Origin of the sequence: Bacillus cihuensis (assembly GCF_000504145.1) — a bacterium.
Lineage (GTDB): Bacteria > Bacillota > Bacilli > Bacillales > DSM-1321 > Peribacillus > Peribacillus huizhouensis.
In genome coordinates, this window is sequence record NZ_KI632495.1 from 992367 (window position 1) to 1013986 (window position 21620).

The 21620-nt window shown below is 36.1% G+C and carries 16 protein-coding genes; 5 read left to right on the top strand and 11 right to left on the bottom strand.

Features of this window, described 5'->3' with window-relative positions; all coding sequences use genetic code 11:
* Nucleotide 1: 1 nt before the first annotated feature.
* The 4 genes from V179_RS0110650 to ku all read right to left on the bottom strand — a co-directional run bounded on the left by V179_RS0110650 (nt 2) and on the right by ku (nt 7613).
* Nucleotides 2-2860: a 2-oxoglutarate dehydrogenase E1 component gene (locus V179_RS0110650; protein WP_028391427.1), complete on the bottom strand. Its 2859-nt coding sequence runs from the start codon at nt 2858-2860 to the stop codon at nt 2-4.
* 721 nt (nt 2861-3581) lie between these two features.
* The gene (locus V179_RS27780; protein WP_051404929.1) at nt 3582-4334 is read right to left on the bottom strand and encodes a polysaccharide deacetylase family protein; all 753 of its coding nucleotides are present in this window, start codon (nt 4332-4334) and stop codon (nt 3582-3584) included.
* A gap of 378 nt (nt 4335-4712) precedes the next feature.
* Nucleotides 4713-6368 (bottom strand): glycerol-3-phosphate dehydrogenase/oxidase, encoded by a 1656-nt coding sequence (locus V179_RS0110660; protein ID WP_028391428.1) that lies wholly within the window; start codon nt 6366-6368, stop codon nt 4713-4715.
* A 405-nt stretch (nt 6369-6773) separates the two neighbouring features.
* The gene (ku, locus tag V179_RS0110665) at nt 6774-7613 is read right to left on the bottom strand and encodes a non-homologous end joining protein Ku (RefSeq protein WP_028391429.1); all 840 of its coding nucleotides are present in this window, start codon (nt 7611-7613) and stop codon (nt 6774-6776) included.
* Nucleotides 7614-7750: 137 nt separating this feature from the next.
* On the opposite strand from ku, the gene ligD reads away from it, so the two are divergent.
* Entirely contained in the window at nt 7751-9598 is a 1848-nt protein-coding gene (gene ligD / locus V179_RS0110670) for a DNA ligase D (RefSeq protein ID WP_028391430.1), read from the top strand.
* Nucleotides 9599-9727: 129 nt separating this feature from the next.
* Here the strand turns inward: ligD and dapF are convergent, their stop codons facing one another.
* The 5 genes from dapF to V179_RS0110695 form a co-directional block, all read right to left on the bottom strand.
* Complete coding sequence (gene dapF, locus V179_RS0110675) at nt 9728-10717, bottom strand: diaminopimelate epimerase (RefSeq protein WP_028391431.1); 990 nt, start codon at nt 10715-10717, stop codon at nt 9728-9730.
* A gap of 209 nt (nt 10718-10926) precedes the next feature.
* A complete protein-coding gene (locus V179_RS0110680) occupies nt 10927-12228 on the bottom strand; it encodes an NCS2 family permease (protein ID WP_028391432.1) in 1302 nt (433 codons plus the stop codon).
* Nucleotides 12229-12399: 171 nt separating this feature from the next.
* Nucleotides 12400-12972, bottom strand: a complete 573-nt coding sequence (locus V179_RS0110685; RefSeq protein ID WP_028391433.1) for a beta-class carbonic anhydrase — start codon at nt 12970-12972, stop codon at nt 12400-12402.
* Between the two features lie 103 nt (nt 12973-13075).
* Nucleotides 13076-13876, bottom strand: coding sequence for a hypothetical protein (locus V179_RS0110690; RefSeq protein ID WP_028391434.1), 801 nt, complete (start codon nt 13874-13876; stop codon nt 13076-13078).
* 305 nt (nt 13877-14181) lie between these two features.
* On the bottom strand, nt 14182-14502 hold the full coding sequence (locus V179_RS0110695; protein WP_028391435.1) for a DUF4870 domain-containing protein: 321 nt from the start codon (nt 14500-14502) through the stop codon (nt 14182-14184).
* Between the two features lie 480 nt (nt 14503-14982).
* Between V179_RS0110695 and V179_RS0110700 the strand changes: the two genes are divergently transcribed.
* The gene (locus V179_RS0110700) at nt 14983-15765 is read left to right on the top strand and encodes an undecaprenyl-diphosphate phosphatase (protein WP_028391436.1); all 783 of its coding nucleotides are present in this window, start codon (nt 14983-14985) and stop codon (nt 15763-15765) included.
* A 351-nt stretch (nt 15766-16116) separates the two neighbouring features.
* The gene (locus tag V179_RS0110705; protein WP_028391437.1) at nt 16117-16671 is read left to right on the top strand and encodes a GNAT family N-acetyltransferase; all 555 of its coding nucleotides are present in this window, start codon (nt 16117-16119) and stop codon (nt 16669-16671) included.
* 226 nt (nt 16672-16897) lie between these two features.
* On the opposite strand, the gene V179_RS0110710 is transcribed toward V179_RS0110705, so the two are convergent.
* Nucleotides 16898-17968 (bottom strand): undecaprenyldiphospho-muramoylpentapeptide beta-N-acetylglucosaminyltransferase, encoded by a 1071-nt coding sequence (locus tag V179_RS0110710; RefSeq protein ID WP_028391438.1) that lies wholly within the window; start codon nt 17966-17968, stop codon nt 16898-16900.
* Nucleotides 17969-18181: 213 nt separating this feature from the next.
* Between V179_RS0110710 and V179_RS0110715 the strand changes: the two genes are divergently transcribed.
* Nucleotides 18182-19546 carry an MATE family efflux transporter gene (locus V179_RS0110715; protein ID WP_028391439.1) on the top strand — a complete coding sequence of 455 codons (1365 nt, stop codon included), beginning with the start codon at nt 18182-18184 and terminating at the stop codon, nt 19544-19546.
* 240 nt (nt 19547-19786) lie between these two features.
* On the top strand, nt 19787-20263 hold the full coding sequence (locus V179_RS0110720) for a hypothetical protein (RefSeq protein WP_028391440.1): 477 nt from the start codon (nt 19787-19789) through the stop codon (nt 20261-20263).
* A gap of 280 nt (nt 20264-20543) precedes the next feature.
* On the opposite strand, the gene V179_RS0110730 is transcribed toward V179_RS0110720, so the two are convergent.
* On the bottom strand, nt 20544-21314 hold the full coding sequence (locus V179_RS0110730; protein ID WP_028391441.1) for a CAP domain-containing protein: 771 nt from the start codon (nt 21312-21314) through the stop codon (nt 20544-20546).
* Nucleotides 21315-21620: the final 306 nt, after the last annotated feature.

The window sequence follows — 21620 nt, forward strand, 5'->3', positions numbered from 1 at the left end:
TTTAATTCTCCCCCTCGTTAGTACGCGTAATTGATTCAGTCATAATACGGTTCTGTTCTTGCTTGTGAACAAGTGGATCCCCTTCTGATGGACTTGATCTCCGTTTTCTGCCAATGTAAGTGATGGAAACCCCATCTGGAGCTGATGCATATAAGCGTGGCTCAACAAACGTCCATGCTCCCATATTCTTTGGTTCTTCTTGAAGCCATACAATTTCTTTTAAATTTGGATATTTTGCGAAAGCTTCCTTTACTTTCTTTAATGGGAATGGGTAAATTTCTTCAAGGCTGATGACTTGGAGCCAATCAGTATCTGATTCATTTGCAATCTTTTCACGTATCTCTACTGCTATTTTACCTGTACAAAGAATAATTCTCTCAATTGCACTCGGATTTTGACCTAAAGTAGCCGTTTCTATAAATGACTGGAATTCTCCATCCGTGAATTCAGCTAAAGAAGATGCCATCACTTGATTACGCAACATACTTTTTGGAGCCATAATCACTAACGGGCGAACTTGTTCCATTTCAAGAATTTTCGCTTGTCTTCTTAATAAATGGAAATATTGAGCTGCAGAACTTAAATTAGCAACTGTCCAGTTATTTTCCCCTGCCAGTTGAAGATAACGTTCTAGACGCGCGCTAGAATGTTCTGGACCTTGCCCTTCATACCCATGTGGTAATAGCATGACGAGTCCAGATTTCTGACCCCATTTAGCACGACCTGCAGCAATAAACTGGTCGAAGATTACTTGTGCCGTATTAGCAAAATCACCGAACTGCGCTTCCCAAAGTACAAGCGTTTCAGGTGCAAAAACATTATATCCGTATTCAAACGCAAGTACTGCGGTTTCTGTCAAAGGACTATTGTGAACAGCAAAAGATGCTTTAGCAGTCTCTAATGTATGAAGCGGTGAGTATGTTTTGCCATCTTCACTGTCATGTAATACAATGTTTCTTTGGGCAAAAGTTCCTCGTTCAGAGTCTTGCCCAGTTAATCGAATCGGTGTTCCATCTGAAAGTATTGAAGCAAATGCTAATGTTTCAGCATGGGCCCAATCAATTTTCCCGTCTTCTCCCAAAGAATCCAGACGACGAGAAAGAATACGACCTAACTTCTTATTGATCTGGAACCCTTCTGGCCATTTAACAAGACTCTCATTCATTCGAATTATATCTTCTGCTGCTACAGTAGTATCCAGTTTTGGAAATCCTTTTTCGATAGTCTGTGGCGGATCGAGTTCACATACAGCTTCTGGTTTGTTGCCAGAAATTCTGTCATAAGCTTTTTTCAATTTCTCTTCAACTTGCTCTGTTAGTGCATCCAGTTCTTCTTTATTGATTGCACTCGCTTCAAGCAATTTTTTTCCGTATAATTCTTTAACAGTTGGATGTTTTTGAATCAAACCATACATTTCCGGTTGAGTAACTAACGGTTCATCCATTTCGTTATGACCAAACCTTCTATAGCCGATTAAATCTATCAAGAAATCTTTCTTGAACTTTTCACGATATTGAATTGCAAGCGTAACAGCTGCAAGGCATGCTTCTGGGTCATCTGCGTTCACATGTACAATCGGTACTTCAAAGCCTTTTGCCGGATCACTTGCATATTTAGTAGAACGAGAGTCTTCGCTTTCAGTCGTAAATCCAATCATATTGTTTGCGATAATATGAATCGTACCACCTGTTTGGTACCCTTTTAAACGACTTAAATTAAGCGTTTCAGGAACAATGCCTTCCCCTGGAAATGCCGCATCACCATGTATAAGAATCGCCATTGAGCGAGAGATATCTTGTTTTGGGAAGCCAGCTTCTGTCCGATCTTCTTGTGCTGCTCGAGAATATCCTTCAACGACCGGACCTACCACCTCTAAATGAGACGGGTTATTAGCTAGTGTAATTCTTGCTTTTTGAGTATTTCCATTTGTGATGAGTGTATCTAATCCTAGATGATATTTAACGTCACCTGTCCAACCATAATTAATGCCTATTGACCCTTCAGAAGGAACTAAATCCTTATTAGGGCTATGCTGGAATTCAGAGAAAATGATTTCATACGGTTTACCAAGTACATGTGCTAATACATTCAAACGTCCACGGTGCGCCATGGCAATATTTACATTAGATGTGCCATTTTGTACAGTTTGAGATATTAAATGATCAAGAACCGGGACAAGCATATCTAGCCCTTCAATTGAAAAGCGCTTTTGCCCAACATACGTACGGTGAAGAAATTTCTCAAATCCTTCAACTTCCGCTAATCTTTTATATAAAATGGCTTTTCTCTCATTTGTAACCTCAGGAAAAATACTTCCTGATTCCACTGAATCAATAAGCCATTGTCTTTCTTCCAAATCATTCACTTGTGAAAATTCAAAAGCAATTGTTTTTGTATATAACTCCTTTAAATAACGAAATGCTTCATAACCATCTTTAATGGATTCAGGTGATTCAGGACAAATAAAGTCAGCTGGAATTTTACGCAAATCGTCAGCTGTTAAGCCATATTTCTCCAAATGGAGAAGTTCGTTATCTAACCCTTTGTTTAACGGATTAATATTCGCTGCTAAATGACCATATGAACGAATATTTTCTGTTAGTTTAACAGCAGATGTGATTTTCTTCATTGACAGTACATCCACTGTCGAAACCATAGCCGTATGATTTTCTACGACTGTTGTTTGACCTGCCACATTATTTACTGTAGGTGGTCCGGAAATTTCAAAAAAGTTTTTTAGCTCTTGATCGACTAAATCCGGATCTTGTTGAAATAGGTCGTATTGCTCCAAGACGTACCCAAGGTTTGGACCAGAAAAAGCTTTCCATGGGTCATATGCCTTAGCTTCCTTGATGGTCATTTTTTTTAACCCCCAAATTTAACTAATAATTTTTATTTCGTTTTACCCATCCCCGCTGATATTAGCTAACTTTTTAATAAGAACCTCTAAAAAAAAGTTATATTTTTATACTATTATCAATATTTAAAGGATAAAACGTTTTCAATAATTATACTACCATGTTTTTAACAAATATCCAAAGGTTAAACGTAGAAAAATAGAGGAAAAAACACAATCATCCTGACTTAATACAATAATATATGACTAACATCTTAAAATCCCTCCATAATTCAGCTTTTTTCTGCCTATTTCTTTTTTAACACTCTAGTAATTTATGTAATAGGATTAAGTTTACTAAGTTTTTATAAACGTAGAAAATTGGCTATACCATACATCGAATATTTGACTTTTCTTTTAATCCCGAAATTATTATACATAATAATCGGATTACTTTCATACATTTAAAGTTTTTAACAATAATTTTTTGAATAGACTTTCATAATGAAGCAGATTGTCCTTAAGGGTTAAATCACATACTAAATTGACAGTTAATTCTGATATATAACTACACTTGACTGTATATTTTGTAAGCATTTACTTTTAAATCTGTTTAGATAAATAGATTATCTATTTACACACTGTCTCAATCCCCTTTTTATTCTGCTATTTACAGATAATAAGACCCTAGGAATGTTTCTAAAAAATGAAGATAGGTGGGGGATAAGGCCCCCACTGATTTCACTTATCGAAATTGAACTTTTCCATTGTTTTCCGTTAACATTTCAAACTCGAAACCTTGATTTTTTAACCCGCTAATGATATCGGGTAATGCTTTAACAGTGTTTTTCATATCATCTATATCATGCAGTAAAATTACAGCTTGCTTATGCTTCTTAGCCCCTTTTAAAACGGATTGAGTGATTGTCTGTTGACTAATCATCGGACTAATGCCGTCCTTTGAGTCTACATTCCAGTCAAAATACGTATAGCCCCTTTTTTCAAGTTCTGAAATAATATCTGTACGAATTGATTTTTTATCATATCTTTGGATAAGCATGTTATTTGAACCACCTGGAAAGCGAATCAATTTTGTATTTATGGAATATTGATGATCTAGCAGCGATTCTAACTTTCCCATATCTTTAAAAAAATCCTCTTTCGATCTGTAAATCACTCGATAATCATGGGTATTCGAATGCAGGGCAATTGTATGACCGCGTCTAATCATTTCTTCATAAGCATGTTTCGCATAGCTTTGTCGATTTGCCATAACAAAAAAGGTAGCCTTAATATGGTACTTGTCTAATATATCGAGAATTGGAATTGTATTTTGTGACGGTCCGTCATCAAAGGTTAAATAAGCAACCTTTCGTTCTGCGAATTCTGATGTGTTGGTTAGTGGGGCTAATTCATCAGGAATGGGGATTGCATAAATAGTTATTCCACTTGTGAATGAATACATTGTGATAATTAGAAAGCTAAGAAGTACTCTCATCTTATGTCCAACCTTTCTTTTTTTATCCCGGTTTAACAGGATGTAATCCCCCTCAATTTACGTTTAGAATCAAGAAAAAATAGGGGGATAAACAGCCTGTTAATCCCTGATCGGTTTAAATTAACAATCTATGGTGGGAAGCTCCCCACTGATTGAAGTTTCACTTTATTATTAAGTTGCTCGTCCTAAGATTTTTTATGTTAAGAATCATGTAATAGACGTAAACAAAGGTTGAGTTTTTACCTTCAGAAAAAAAGAAGGTGTCCCAAAAGTAAATGGAAAAAAACCCACAACAGCTAAACAGTATAGAGTACGTGTTGAGACACTGCATACTGATTTAGAGTGTGAGGTTAGACCTTTATGGGATACCTTTTTTAGTTATTCCTCTGGATGCTGCGCAGCATATAATTGTTCTTCTAACTCAATGGTATATTGCTGTTTTTCCGTTTCTGTCCATTGAAAGATATCACTCATATAGTTTATCACTCCATCTTGCCAAGCTTTTGCTCCATCAATATTAAACAAGATCAAACCTGACCGTCTCATAAAAAAGTCAACAGGGGTTACAGTTCTTTCAAATTGAATCGCATAAACGAGCATGCCATAAATGTCTAATGGAAGTTGATATTTCATAGCTTCACTTTGTTTTCCATTAATAAGTGCAAAAACATCAGATGCATTAGAACCATACATTTTTGCAATTGCCAAGGCTTGATTAGAGTCTAGTCCAACTGCTTCTCCCTTTACTTTTTGAGATTTAACATATGCATGAAAGTTTTTCGATCCGCCCACTTCACCACCAGAGATTCGAATATCCTTAGTTTGGCATTTGTCAAATTTAATTCCGTAATCTATCTCGAAGCTTTTCGCAACTTTATCAAGTACTTGTTGGGACATTTTACGATATCCAGTTAATTTACCACCTGCGATTGTAACTAATCCTGAATCAGAGACCCAAATTTCATCTTTCCTAGAAATTTCTGATGGATCCTTTCCATCTTCATAAATAAGTGGACGAACACCAGCCCAACTGGATTCAACAATATCATGGCTAATAGTCACATCTGGAAACATGAATTTAATCGTTTCGAGAAGATAGTCACGATCTGCTATTGTCATTTTAGGATGAATTGGATCGTTTTCATAAAAAGTGTCGGTTGTCCCTATATATGCTTTGCCCGCACGTGGAATAGCAAAGATCATTCTCCCATCCGGTGCATCAAAGTAAACAGCTTGCTTCAAAGGAAAATTAGATTGGTCAATTACAATATGTACGCCCTTAGTTAATTGTAGTGTTTTACCTTGTTTTGAACGATCTTTTTGTAAAAGGGTCTCCACCCATGGACCTGAAGCATTAATGACTTTCTTCGCTTTTATAGTAAATGTTTGCTTAGTCAACATATTTTCCACGACCGCTCCTATCACTTTGCCAGTTTCATTAATAAAATCAACTACTTTCACATAATTTAGTAATTCAGCACCTAGCTCTGATGCCCTCTTTACCACTTCGATCGTTAATCGTGCATCATCTGTCCGGTATTCTACATAATAACCTCCTCCCACTAAGCCTTTTCGTTTTAGTAGAGGTTCTTTCATTAGTGTTTCTGTTACTGATAGCATTGTTCTTCGCTCATTTGTTTTTACTCCAGCTAAAAAATCATAAAACCGCAAACCAATTGAAGTTGAAAATTTGCCATATGTACCTCCTGAGTAAATAGGCAAAAGCATCCATTCTGGTATTGTTACGTGCGGCCCATTTTCATACACTACCGCCCGTTCCTTTCCTACTTCAGCAACTACACCAACTTCGAACTGTTTTAAATAACGAAGACCACCATGAACAAGTTTTGTGGAGCGGCTTGAAGTACCTGCTGCGAAATCTTGCATTTCCACTAATACTGTTTTCATACCTCGAGTAGTTGCATCAAGTGCGATGCCTGAACCTGTAATTCCCCCGCCGATCACTAATAAATCAAATTCTTGTTCTTGGATTTTTTGTATTCTCTCATTTCTATCCAAGCTTGAAAATTTCATCGCTTTTTTCCTCCTTTATAGTTGGAATGTTTGATACAAAACGAATATGGTGTTATAATGCCTCCATTTATTATGAGAATATATTAAGAAGCACGTTACACTCACCTATTCTAAATGGTGGCAGTGCGGAGCCGGAATTTTGGATGCTTTCTAAATCCGTAAATACCTGATAAATCGATTATCTTAGTCACGAAGCCCCGTCTCCCCTGTCCTACATACAAAAAGAGACCACAACGTACACAGCAATTGCTATGCATTTATGGTCTCTCAAAATCACCTAGCCGACTATTAACTTAACTTAATTATACAATATCTTCCTCATTTTAGAAAGGAGAATGTAAGATTAGAATCCATACTTTTCGCCTCGTCTAATATTTCTTTTAGGTTAAGAAACGAATTGCAGATTTAAGCTTGCATTTTTTTCGGTGTTGCTCGTTTACGCACTGTTTTCTTTTGTCTTGTCCCTTCTGGCTTCGTTTTGTCGATTGAAGCTTGCAGCGCTGCCATTAGATCGGTCACATTTGAGGTTTGTGGTGCTTTCATTTTTGAGGTAACTGTTTTTTGTCCAGACTTTTTTGATTCAATCAAATTCATTAAAGCTGTTCGATATTCGTCATGATATTTATCAGGATCAAAATCAGTCGTTAATTGATCAATTAATAAAATCGCTGTATCTAATTCTTTTTTTGTAACCTGCTCTTGTGCAGGGATATTCGGTACATCTATAGTAGACCTGACTTCATCAGGATAGTGAATCGTTTCCATCAAAAGAGTATTTTCTAATACCCGAATAACAGCCAATTGTTCTTTTGAACGAATAATAATCTTCGCTAGACCGACTTTTCCTGAAGTTTCTAACGCTTTTCTCAATAATGCATAAGCCTTCACTCCGCCTTCGTTTGGGCTCATATAATAACTTCGATTAAAATAAATAGGGTCAATTTCCTCAATTTTTACAAAATCAATTATTTCAACAGCTTTATCTTCATTTTCTTTTTTTAACTTTTCTAACTCTTCGTCTGGAAGGACAACAAATTTTCCTTTTGTGTATTCATAAGCACGAACTATATCATCTTTTCCTACTTCTTTATCACAAATAGGGCAAACTTTCTCATATTTTATTGGTGAATGACATTCTTTATGAAGAGTACGTAAAGAAATATCTTTGTCTTCTGTAGCAGCATGTAATTTAATTGGAATATTCACCAACCCAAAGCTAATGCTCCCTTTCCACATTGTATGCATAACAATCACCTTCTTTTTTACCGTTAGTGTTCCATACTTTTTGAGATTTTCCTGTGAAAACTTTTGCCAGTGTAAGAATTAGTTGATTGTTAAGAATAAAAGTAAATAATGTTTGGATTAAAAGGGGATGGATTTTAATGAAACCGATGCTTCCAACGTATCACCCACAAGCTCCTACCGGAAGTCAATGGAATTACGAGCCAAAGTATGATGGATTTCGGGGTCAGTTAACCATTAGAAAGTCCAGCATTTCGCTATTAAGTAGAAATGGCAAGGAATTACTCCCACAATTCCCTGAAATTGAAGACTTCATAGAAAACTTGCGACCATTATTACATGAACATTTACCTCTTGCGCTTGATGGCGAACTTGTTTGGCTTGAAAATCCGCTTAAGGCCAATTTTCAAGCTATTCAATGGAGAGGTAGATTACGGCGGACAAAAACCATTGAAGAAAGTGCCCAAGCTTCACCGTGCAGATATATAGCTTTTGATATTCTGATGCATAAAGGAATTTCACTAATCAACTTAGAGTATACGATCAGAAAACAGCAACTGCGGGAATTTTTTCGTAACATAGAATGTCCTTTATTCCCAAAACCAAATTCGAATCAACTTTTACAATATGCTCCCAACAGTCTTGATTTACCTTCAATTGCAGAGCAAATCCTATTACATGATGGTGAAGGTATAGTAGCAAAACAAATTAAATCAGTATGGTCTGAGGGAAAACGGTCTAGCGATTGGATTAAAACAAAAAATTGGAAAACAACTCACTGTTTCATTACTTCTTATCATGAAAATAACGGATATTTTTCATTAGGGGTATTTAACGATAAAACCATTTGTGAGATTGGACAAGTGAAGAATGGTTTTTCTGCAGAGGATTATCGCATTTTAGTAGAACTGGTGAAGAAGAATGCCCATATGCATTCTAGTCCTTCTTTTTATATCCACCCTTCTATTTGTATTGCTGTCCATTTTTTGCACGTTTATGAAGAAACTGAGTTGCGGGAACCACAATTTTCTCATTTTTTATTGGATAAAAGTCCTGAGGATTGTCTATGGGAAGATTTTATTATTTCCCAATTTACTTTTCCTGAAAAACTGGCCATTACATCACCTCTCAAACCGCTTTGGACTTTAGAAAATGGCTCTTTTACCAAACTTCAATACTTACAATACTTAAGAGAAGTTTCTTCTTGGATGCTTCCCTATTTAGAAAATCGCTTACTAACCAGTATTAGATATCCACATGGTGTAATTGCCAATGATAAATTTTTTCAAAAAAACGTTCCAGACTATGCACCAGATTTTGTTCATACATTCCCAGAAAATAATCATAACTACATTGTATGCAAAGACTTGCAAACACTAATTTGGCTTGGGAACCAGCTTGCGATTGAATTTCACACACCTTTTCAAGCTGCTGGAAATTCAATGCCGGACGAGCTTGTCCTTGATCTTGACCCTCCCTCTGAAGAGCAGTTCAACCTAGCTGCAAAGGCCGCATTGGAGATATATCAAATACTAAAGCCTCTTGGTATCTTTTCATTTATTAAGACTTCAGGAAATAAAGGACTTCAAGTGCATATACCATTACCTAGAGAGACTTTTTCGTACGAAGATACGAGGGTTTTCACTAAATTTCTTGGGGATTATTTAATAAGTACATTTCCTGATGAATTTACAATAGAACGCTTAAAAAAAAATCGATATCAGCGTTTGTATCTTGATTTCGTTCAACATCATGAAGGGAAAACAATCATTACACCTTATTCAACTCGCGGTAATAGTTTTGCTGGAGTGGCTACACCACTGTTTTGGGAGGAATTAAGCGAAGGTGTTCATATTAGAAATTACAACGTCTCAAATGTACCTAAACGAATAAAAAAACATGGTTGTCCGTTTAAAGAGTACAATTTTGTTCGGGTACAGCAACCATTTTCGGAAATTCTAGAATTTCTGAAACGGAAAAAAGAATAAAGTGTCTAAAAAAATGGTCTGACCTCACACTCAATACATCGTATATTGTACCATGTATACAAATATAAACGATTTTTAGTAGATGTGGGGCTGACCTTTTTGTTATGAGACAATCCCTCCAAATTGTTCCTACAATACAGTTTGTAAGTATGTCTTAACTTCACTTTGGAAAGCTGTATACAAAGCTGTTTCTTTGTCATACCGTACTTCATGAAGAAGCTTGAATTCTTCGCACTTATTAAGTTCTAATACAATGGATGCTTTATATTCATAAGTGCCATTTCCAATTAAGTCAATCCAGTTCTTTTTGGAATTTTCATGAAAATGAACCACGCATTTCACTTGCCCACCATTATTATAAACGGAAATTTCTCTTTCTGTTTCATTAAAACCATTCAAACAGGTCACAAGGCTTGCAGCTGACATCGCCGTTCCGCAAGCATTCGTAAATCCAACCCCACGCTCATACGTCCGGACAAAGATTGCACCAGTCTCTAATCGTTTTACAAAACTGACATTTACTCCATCTGGAAATAATTCATTTGGACTGTTTACAAATTGCGATAATTTTTCTTGAACATCGGAATCAAGAACATCTTGTTCAACAATCGAGACCAAATGTGGATTCGGGACTGCCAATGCTGTAAATTTTAATGTTTCGGATAGCTGCACAAGTGGTTCATTGATCAGTGTTTTTTGATTAATGGATAATGGCAATGACTCCACATTAAAAAGGACTGGAGAAATCTCAACTTTAAACGTTGGAATTCCTTGATATAAATCCGCTGTTTTTTCAACAGCTAAATCGGCTTTCATCGTTTCAATTAATAGTTGTTCTTTACCGAGTTTCTCGCAAACAAATCGTGCTACGCAACGTAACCCATTGCCACACATACTTGCTTCAGATCCATCTGCATTAAATACACGCATACGTGCGTCAGCTTTCTCACTTCTCAGTACAAATAAAATCCCATCTGCTCCAAGTAAACCCTCTCGCTTGCATAATGCTTGTGCCAGGCGTTTTCTATCAGCTTCTGTAAACAGATAATTTTTCGTAAGTTCATCTATCAATAAAAAATCATTACCAGATCCATGGCACTTTAAAATATCAATTATCATTGATAAACTCCTCTCAAACTAAAGAAAATCTGTATGTAAAATGGTTATATAATACTTCAGCCTCGTAGTAAAATGAAAGCATTATTCTATCCAAAGGTGCCCGATTTATAATCCAAGGTGACTAATTTCCACTGTGAAATATCGAGTGACTTACTGATGTATCAACTGATATTTATGTAGAAATCAGCCACCTAGTTAGTAGCCTATTTTTAACTAATTACTCCTATAACAAAGTAAACAAGAAATAAAGTTGCAATAAAATACATCGGCTTAGATACTTGTTTAGCTTTACCCGCAGCAATCTTTAATACAGGATATAAGATAAATCCAACAGCCATACCATCAGGAATACTAAGTGTATATGGAATCATGACAATAATCATTATGGCTGGGATACATTCTGAGAAATCAACAAAGTCAAGATGTTTAATATTCGAAAGCATTAATATACCAATAATGATTAATATTGGAGCGATTGCACTGTTTGGGATCACTTTAATGACAGGTACAAACAATAAAGAGAAAATAAACAGAATTCCTGTAACAATAGATGTAAATCCAGTACGTCCACCAGTTGCAATACCAGCAGCTGTTTCTACAGTTGCAACTGGCGGACTTGACCCGAATAATCCGGAAAGAAGCACAGAGATTCCAGTTGCTTGAAACGCTTTTTTGTATCGATCAGGCTGGCCAACGCTATTCACAAATCCATGAACAAGTCCAATATTCTCAAATACAAGCACCATAGTCATTGAAAAAACAGCAATCCAAAATTCGAAACGATGGATTTCTACAAAAGTAAGAGCAAAGAAAACTCCTTTATACTCGCTAACCTCTGGAACTGTGAAAGTAATGTCTGTCAGATTAATTGTTCCACAAATGTATGCAATCACGGTTCCAATTATAATTGTAAGTAGAAAATTGCCCGGTACATTGCGAATAAAAAGCACAAAAGCAAGGATGATTGTCAAAGTCGTCGCAATGACTTCAGCACTTCCAAAATTACCCACCTGAAGAAGTGTTGCGGACCCAGCTGTAATCAGCCCTCCTTTTTCCAATCCAAGAAAAAGGAGAAACAAGCCAAGTCCAATTGAAATCGCTTCTTTTAAAGAAGACGGGATACTTGCATTGATCACTTCTAAAAAACGTGAAAATGCAATAGCAACGAATATAAGTCCTGACACAGACACACAAGCGAGCGCTGATTGCCATGTTAGGCCCATTCCTTGCACCATCGTGTATGCAAACATTGCATTAATTCCCATGCCAGGTACAAGGATAATTGGCATATTTGCATACAGTCCCATGAAAATACAACCTATTGCAGAGACAAAGATTGTTGCAAGAATTGCTCCATTCAGAGGAATTCCCGCCTCTGAAAGAATCATTGAATTAACAACGATGATATAAACAATCGTGAAATAGCTAACAAGACCAGCCATTACTTCACGTTTTCCAGTTGTACCGCTTTTTGCAAACTTAAAGTAAGATTCTAAGATTGTTTTCTTCATTTTGCATCCTTTTAGTTATTTCCCTCGCCCACCCATTTGCAAATGTGACAAACTACACACTGTTAGTTTATCAAAAATTCACTAAGAAACGAATCATCTAATTATTGACATAAAATCAAAACTCTTCTCCCAATGGAACGTGCACTCCTAAACAATAAATTAAACTATTTCTTATTTATGTAGATCTATGTAACCATCTACTATTACATCTAACTTGCCTGTATCAGGTGCGATAACAAGACCATGTACTGCAATACCTTTTGGCATCAACGGATGGTTTTTAATAATATTAACACTGTTTTTTACACTTTCACTTACATCATCAAACCCACGCAACCATTTCTTTACATCAATTCCTGAGTTTTCAATTGTATTAAGTGTTTCAGTTGTAATGTCGCGTTCCTTCATTTCTTCAATCATTACATCTGCATTTATCGCTGCCATGCCGCAATCATGGTGTCCGACAACGAAAATTTCATCTGTTTTCAGTTCATAAACAGCAACAAGCATACTACGCATTACACTTCCAAATGGATGAGAAACTGTTGCACCTGCTGTTTTAACGAATTTCACATCGCCATTTTTTACATTCATCGATTTTGGTAATAACTCGACAAGACGAGTATCCATACAGCTAAGTATAAGTAATTTTTTGTCAGGAAATTTGTCTGTTGTGAATTTAACATATTCTTCCTCTTCGACGAATTTTTGATTAAAGGTAATAATTTCTTCTAATAAACTCATTATTTCACCGCTTTTTCTATAGAATTCTTAAATTATAACAAAACATTTGACCATTCGCATAAATAAAGTTTCAATTCCTACTATTTATTTGAGGGTCACCTCGTCAATTCGAAACATGGTGAAAGAGCGCGGATAATAAACCGAACGTCACAAGTTTACCTTCTAAATCTGCTTTTTCATGAAAAGTTAAAATGGGCATATTAGGGTTTTTAAATAGTTTACCCCATTCCCGAGGCATCCATCCTGTTTGAAATGAAGCAAGTTTTTTTCCATTGTCCACTTTCAAATGAAATGAGCTTAATCCTCCAATATTAATTGGAATCCATTCTGTTCCATCTGGTTTTGAAATCATCCCTGTTGTTTTAAGAAAAGCTACTTTCGCATTTTCTTTATAACGTCCAATTTCATTTCCTTCATGATCCTTCACTATCATATTGCTCCACAAACCTGACCCTGTCTGAAATTCAGCAAGTCGATTTCCTAAACAATCATATAACCCGAAACGTTTTGGCATAAACATCGATACTACATTTGGCAAAAGCCACTTGTACCAAGACATATCTTGATCTCTTATTTCCCCTACAACAGCACCATCTTTATTAAAAAACTGCATTCTTAAGCTCGGTGCCGGCAGAAAGGCAAGCAACAAATGCTCTGAGTCAAAAAGCTGCATGCTTTTAGACTGGATATATACTTGCGAATCTCTCATGTGCTTCTCATACAATCGAAAACGGATATAATAGTTCATACTAAGAAGAATAAAAGGCAAGGTTAGCCAAAGGATTTTCCCAGCCATTACTCCTGAAATATGCAACACAAAAAAGAGAATCGCAATGATTAGTGAGATCATGGCTGCATAAAAGGAAATTTTCGCTGATTTTTCGTAATACTTCTGAATATCCATTCTGTCCCTCCATGGGCTATGTTCATAATTGGAAAACGGCAATTTTTTTAAACGTACGCTAACTACTTGTCCAATTAGTTTATTCAAAAAACGATCTATTAGAATGAGATTTTTGGCTTAAACAGAGGTAAAACTAAAAAGGGAAAAATCGGAAAATGGTAACTGGACTTTTGCTTCAAAATTTGGATAATCCCATAAGTAGAAATAGGTAGTCTGCCCTCTTAGCTACTATTTACAGCAATGAATGTGTCGTAAACACACTAGAAACTGGAATTGAGTAAGAGGGCTGACCCTTATCGAAGTGTTTATAACAAACGAAATATGAATGGAATCTTATACTCAGTACCTTCATATGCTTTCACAGCGCCAATAATCGTAAAGATAAAGGCTGCAATAGCTACAACTGGAACTAACACAAAACCAATTAATATAAAAAACGTGAGCGAAGCAATAAATGTATAGATTGTATAAGAAATAAGGAAATTCAAATATTCCCTTCCATGATAATCTATAAATTTAGAAGAATCCTTTTTAATTAGCCAAATGATTAATGGACCAATAAAAACTGTAAAAAAACTAATTAAATAAATTAACATTGCCAAAAACTTTTCATCTTGATTCGGCATCAAAATCCCCTCCTCTTTTATCCTACTCTTAACGGGCAATATGCCCCTCACCTAAAAGTTTCTGTGGATGCAAAATTAATATTGGTGCGGGATTAACTGCCCATTAAGGTCCGATTGGTGAGATACAGTGAAACTTACCGCTATTATCTAAAGAGTTTAGTTGAGGCCCATAAGGTATGGGTCACTCAGACGAAAGACTAAAGGAAGCGGTGTACTTAGGCTATGTTCGTTGAACCTTTGTTCGTACTGTCGTTTGATCGAAGCAAAAGCGAAGTCTTAGCGACAGTAGAATGGGACTAACAATCATTAGGAAAACCTTCCTACTGATTGAAGTCTCACTTTATCCCCTCTCTATTTTATACGAATTTTCCCGAAAAAGTTTCACTTTGAATAAAAATTTTATTGAACATGTTCAATGTAGACAGGCATACATATTAAAGTAATGATTGTCTGTAGTGAACTAAAAGTGAGGTGAAGCTTTTGTTAAATGATATTCACGCTGTTATTCTCGGACTTATACAAGGTCTAACAGAGTTCCTTCCTATTTCAAGTACAGGTCATTTGTACTTAGGAAGGCATTTATTCCATTTAGATGAGGCTGGTATCTACCTTGATACAATGTTGCATATTGGCACTCTTTTAGCACTGCTCGTTGTTTATAAAGGTGAACTCAGTCGTTTAATTAAAAAGCCTTTTTCAAAATTAACTGCATTGCTCATTGTCGGTACGATACCTGCTGTCGTTGCAGGGGTTCTTCTCAATGAATTGTTTGACACATTATCCAAGACAGGTGTGACAGTTGGCTGGGAATTTCTTGCTACAGGATTTATTTTATGGATAGCTGACAATTCTCGTAGAGGCTCAAAAAACCTTGATGAAATTTCTATTCAAGATGCCTTTATTATCGGAACCTTTCAAGCTTGTGCCATTATGCCAGCTCTTTCTCGTTCTGGTTTAACGATAGCCGCAGGCCTTTTATGCAGGCTTGATCGCCCAACTGCTGCCTATTTTTCTTTTTTATTATCGATTCCAGCGATTAGCGGCGGAATCATCTTCCAATTGAAACCAGTCATCACAGGAGCAATAGACCCTTTACCGTTTTCAACACTATTTCTCGGCACACTCTCTTCCGCATTTTTCGGCTATTTAGCAGTGATGTGGATGATTAATTTTTTAAAGAGAAAATCTCTGAAAATCTTTTCTATTTATGTTTGGACATTAGGTGGGCTGATTTTATTTCTTCAATATACAGGAAAATTTTAGCCACTCGTTCAACAGCAAAATAGACTGAATTTGCTAAAAATGAACAACTAATTGTTGATAAAATTCTTTTTTTGATGAAGTAAGTTAATATCCCATAAAATTGTTGAAATTTGTTGAAAAAAAAACAGCAAAAACCTATTTTCTTTTTAAACTTTTTTTAGTATTATCTTTTTAGGATATTTTGTTTTTAATATTGCTGGAAAATAAAAATAGGGAAGGCAAATGGTGCGCCACCGGTTTCCGGTTCTAGTGGGTTCGATTCCCACCCCGAAATTTTTTGATGAATGACTAAAAAATTTCGAGGGTGAGAGCAGGTATACACTAGGACTGCCCTCAAACGGAGGGACGGAAATGTTAAAAAAGAGAGACTTTACTGATTGTTATCCTCTTTATGAAATTATGACGCATCCAGATGTCTTCCCTTTCGTGCGCCAAAAAGTAGATTCCTATGAAGAGTATCTATTCGTCACGAAACAAACGATGGAAGCAGAAGAAAAAGGCGAATTGATTTCAAGAACTATTATCGATGAATGGGGTACACCTATTGGTACTATTTCATTATTTGATATTGAAAATCAAGCTGGCTTTCTAGGAACATGGTTAGGGAAGCCTTTCCATGGTAAAGGCTATAATTCTATGGCAAAAGAAGCATTTTTTAATGAGGTTTTTTTTGAGCTTGGTATCGAAACTGTTTTCATGAGAATAAGAAAGCAAAATTTACGGTCCATTAAAGCTGCAGAAAAATTACCTTACGCATTAAAAGCGAATGAATCCCGTAAATATATATATGAGCAATTAAATATGCACGGTGATATATATGATCTTTATGAAATACCGAAAGATCTTTATAATCTTCATGTTCTACGACAGGATGAAGACGATACTCAACATTTATTAGAAGCATAATTTAAGTAAAAAAATCAGTGAAGAAATTGCATCTTTCGCCGATTTGTATAGTTACGCTTTGTAACTAGAAAAACAAGCATGGATGAGAATCCATGCTTGTTTTTCTTATTTTTCCGTTTCTATTACTACTTGATAAAGCGAAACTTCAATCAGTGGGGGGGTCTTCATCCCCCACTGATTGTTCAACTTATTACCGGATTGCGGCATATATACTTCATATTAGTAATTATTTTTGAAGCTGTAGGAGCAACTCAAACATCTCTGTTCCAGTTTTAAACGGACGTTTTTGATGCATTTTCGCTTTATATTGTGGTGATTCATCCACTAAATGATCAAGCGTGTCAGAAAAAGCCTGATATGTTAGACTTTCCTCTTGAATAACTTTGCAAAAACCTTGATTTTCAAAGCTTGCTGCATTTAAAATTTGATCCCCTCTTGAAGCGTTGGCACTAAGTGGAATGAGAAGCATCGGTATTTCAAGCCCAAGAAATTCATAAATAGAATTTGATCCCGCACGAGATACGACTACATCGGCACAAGCTAGCATATCGAATAATTCCTCATGAACATATTCAAATGGCTGATACCCTTTCCTTCGTAGATCTTCTTGAACATTTCCTTTGCCGCAAATGTGAATAATCTGGTAGAACCCTAATAAATCATCAAGATTTTCCGTTATAAGGTTATTAATTTTGACAGCACCCAGGCTTCCACCCATCACAAGCAAAACGGGCTTACTTTGATCAAAACCACTTCTCTCTCTGCCTCTTAGGGCATCCCCCTTAAAAATTCCATCTCTAAGAACAGCACCAATATAAATGGATTTTGATTTAGCAACATGTTTTTCTGTTTCTTCAAATGTCGTAAATATTTTCGAAGCAAATGGCATTGCCAGTTTATTCGCTAATCCAGGAGTATAATCGGATTCATGGATAAACACAGGGATTCTTAACATTTTTGCTGCTAATACGACAGGTACTGAAACGAAGCCACCTTTTGAAAATACGAATTCAGGGCTAATTTTTTTGAGAATTTTTCGTGCATCGAAGATTCCTTTTATAACTCGAAACGGATCTTTTAAATTCTCCAATGACATATATCTTCTCAACTTTCCAACTGAAACCGTTTGATAGCTGACGGTTGGAAATTCTTTTGCAATGATCTCTCTTTCGATTCCTTTTTCAGAGCCTATATATGTAACTTCCCAATTATTTTTCAAAAATTCAGGGATGATTGCTGTATTGACAGAAACATGTCCAGCAGATCCTCCACCTGTAAACACTATCTTCTTTTTCATATGATTCACCTTCCAAAGCCAAAAATTTCTACCCCTCATAATACCACATCTTCAGCTTATACACAGCGTAAATCTTTTCAATCTGAATAAAAACAGGCCAACAGCCCCAAACTTTTGTTTATAATATGATATTTTTTCTCATCCCTTTCAGGTACTGCAACTTATGTTATAATTCTATCATTGTGCAAAAAATTAATAAATCGAGGTAATATTATGCGAAAAACTAATACAACACATGGGAAAATCCGCCAGTTATTCATCATCTTATTCCCGCTTCTCATCACACAACTTAGTTTATACGCGATGTCCTTCTTCGATATAATGATGTCCGGAAGATACAGTACTGCTGATGTTGCAGGGGTTTCAATCGGCAGCTCATTGTGGATGCCCATTTACTCAGGATTAGGAGGAATACTACTAGCAATCCCACCTATTATTTCTCAACTAATTGGAGCAAAAGATATAAAAAAGGTACCTTTTAATATCATTCAAGCGATCTATTTGGCCCTCGCTATTGGAGTTGCTATTACAATAATCGGATTCATCTTACTTAACCCTATTTTAACAATGATGAATCTAGAACCTGCCGTGGAGCAAGTGGCTCATTCCTTTTTAGTAGGGCTCGGATATGGCATCTTGCCACTTTTTGTATTTAATGTTCTTCGTTCTTTCATGGATGGTCTTGGTCAAACGAGAATTTCAATGCTCATCACATTATCAGCGCTACCGATCAATATTACTTTTAATTATTTTTTAATTTATGGTAAATTCGGATTCCCTGAGCTAGGGGGAGTCGGTTCTGGTTATGCTACAGCCATCACCTATTGGCTGATTTTTATCATTGCCTTAATAGTAGTAGTGAAGGTAGAGCCTTTTGCGTCCTATCGAGTTTTTAAAAGGTTTTATCGATTATCTCTTAAAAGTTGGAAAACCCTCCTTGTCATCGGTTTACCGATTGGTTTTTCAATCTTTTTTGAAACGAGTATTTTTGCAGCCGTTACTTTGTTTATGAGTAGTTATGATACGATTACAATTGCTTCTCACCAAATTGCTATGAACTTTGCTTCATTTCTTTATATGGCTCCATTGAGTATCTCGATGGGATTAACAATTGTAGTAGCTTTTGAAGTTGGCGCAAAACGGTACAGTGACGCACGTGAATATAGTAAAATCGGCATCACTATTGCAGTTATATTGTCCTTAATCTGCTCTCTTGTCATTTTCTTTTTACGGGAGCAAGTTGCTTCAATTTATACAGATGATCAGGTTGTCATAAAATTGACAACTCACTTTTTAATCTATGCGATCTTTTTCCAAATTTCAGATGCTTTCCAAGCCCCAATCCAAGGAATTCTTCGCGGGTATAAAGATGTGAATTTTACATTCTTTATGTCATTAGTTTCTTACTGGGTTATCGGGCTTCCGTTTGGATATACACTTGCAAACTTTACGGATTTAGGCCCATTTGGATATTGGATTGGTCTTATTTCCGGCCTGGCAATAGGCGCAATTGGATTATTGGGTCGCCTGCTATACTTGCAAAAAGTTAAGTATCCATCGACACAGAAAAGTGTCTAAAAAGTTTTTCCTTCCCACTAATAATCTAGTTTTACTTCAAAGATTACTTACTTCGATGTTGTCTTTTTCAGACAACATCGACATAATTTATGCCCTTCACATCTACTCCAAAAAATGAATCTACTTCTTGAATGGACATTCCTAAACGTTACCCTAAAGAAGGCTTTGGCATATTATAACGTAAATCATTTGTTATTAAGTCTTGTGTGGTCCTTAACGGATAAGAAATGAGGTGTACAAATGTTTCCGTGGAGTTCCCTATTCTCTTTTCAGAAAAATAGTTCTGATAAAATCAAGCATTTGAATCCAAATGATATTCAATCGTTCATGAATCAAATCTTTTCACAAGCTATGCCAGATCAGATGCAACAGTTCATGAATCAACAAAACCAAAGCGCTGAATCTGAATCACGTACCCAACAGAACACTCCTTCAGATGGGAAACTACAAGCAGCGGTATTTGAAACACATTCAGATGTTTATGTTCGCATCAATATTAAAGATTCATCATGTATTAGACATTTAAAAATCTATCATACTTCAAATCAGCTTATGATTGATGGCATTCCAGGTTATGAAGAAAAATTTGTTACTACCCTGCCCTCCATCGTGAAGAAAAAAGGAACAACTGCGCAATACAAAAATGAAACACTAGAAATTCGGCTTGCAAAGCAACAAGATATTCAGTTTTCTGAAATAGACGTCTCAGAAATTTAATGAGACGTCCATTTCAGAAAAAATTCTGTGTTAAATTTCTTAGTTCCATACAAAACGAATATGGCGTTAAAACCCTGCCATTTACCATGATGGTCAAACCCTAGCACGATACACTTGCCTAATCACAATAATAGCGGTGCGAAGCAGGATTTTGAAGTACTTCCTCAAAGTAGAATGGCTTTATTAGTAGCGCGTATTCCCGTTCCCTGTCCTCCATACAAAAAAGCCTCCACCCCGCTTTGTGCTAGGTGGAAGCCTATTCTTAGCAAATTATGCTAAATTATTTTCCAATAAACATTTGTGTCCAATAGTTGCCTGCTTGTACATAGCCAACTCCGATATGTGTGTAGCTTGCATTTAAGATGTTAGCACGGTGTCCTTCACTGTTCATCCATGCTTGTACAACTTGCTGTGGAGTTGTTTGACCTTTTGCAATATTTTCACCAGCAGAAGAATAGCTGATACCAAATTGCTTCATCATATCAAATGGTGAACCATATGTTGGGCTAGTGTGATCAAAATAGTTACGGTCTTTCATATCTTGAGATTTTGCACGTGCAACTTTGCTTAACTCGGTATCGATTGTAAGAGCTTTTAAACCGTTTTTTGCGCGCTCAGCGTTTGTAAGCTCAACCACTTCTTTTTCAAATTGGCTAATTGTAGAACTTGTAGGCGTTCCAGAATTAGTCGGCTTTTGGGCAGGTGGTGTTTGAGTTTGTGTCGGAGCAGTCGGTGCTTGTACCGGTTTTTCAACTGGCTGTGCAACTGGTGCTTTTGCCGGTTGTTTGACTGGAGCTGCTGGTTTTGCAGTATATTGTTTAGCAACTGCATCAAACTGCTTATTAATGCTAATATTATAGTTTACTGGGATATTATATTTTGCAAGATATTGATCTAGTACTTTTTGTAAGTCTTCTTGGCTATTAACTTTATAAGCTACTGTTTGAATGTTTACATTTTTTATTGTAGAAGCATCAGCCTCTTTCACGCCAACTCCTGTGAAAATTAGGGCCGCTGCAGCCGCTGCTGTAAATAGTGATTTCTTTTTCATTATTAATTCCTCCCTGAAATTCAATGGTGTTTTCTTTCTGCCAAAATCATAACACGGCTTTTTTTGTAACATTCTTACCATGAATTACCTTGAGGGAAAATTAAATAATGAACAGCTAGATGGATTAAAAAATTTTAAGCGGATATTCTTTATAAACCTATAGTTAAATAGTTTTCTCGCAGATTACTTGCTAGATGAAATCTTCTATTTTTCGACTCTGTCAATGGTAGGTGCGCGCTTAACTACCAAATAAAACTAGTAATTTAGGATTGACAACTTTTTTCAAAGACTTTTAATGTAACATTC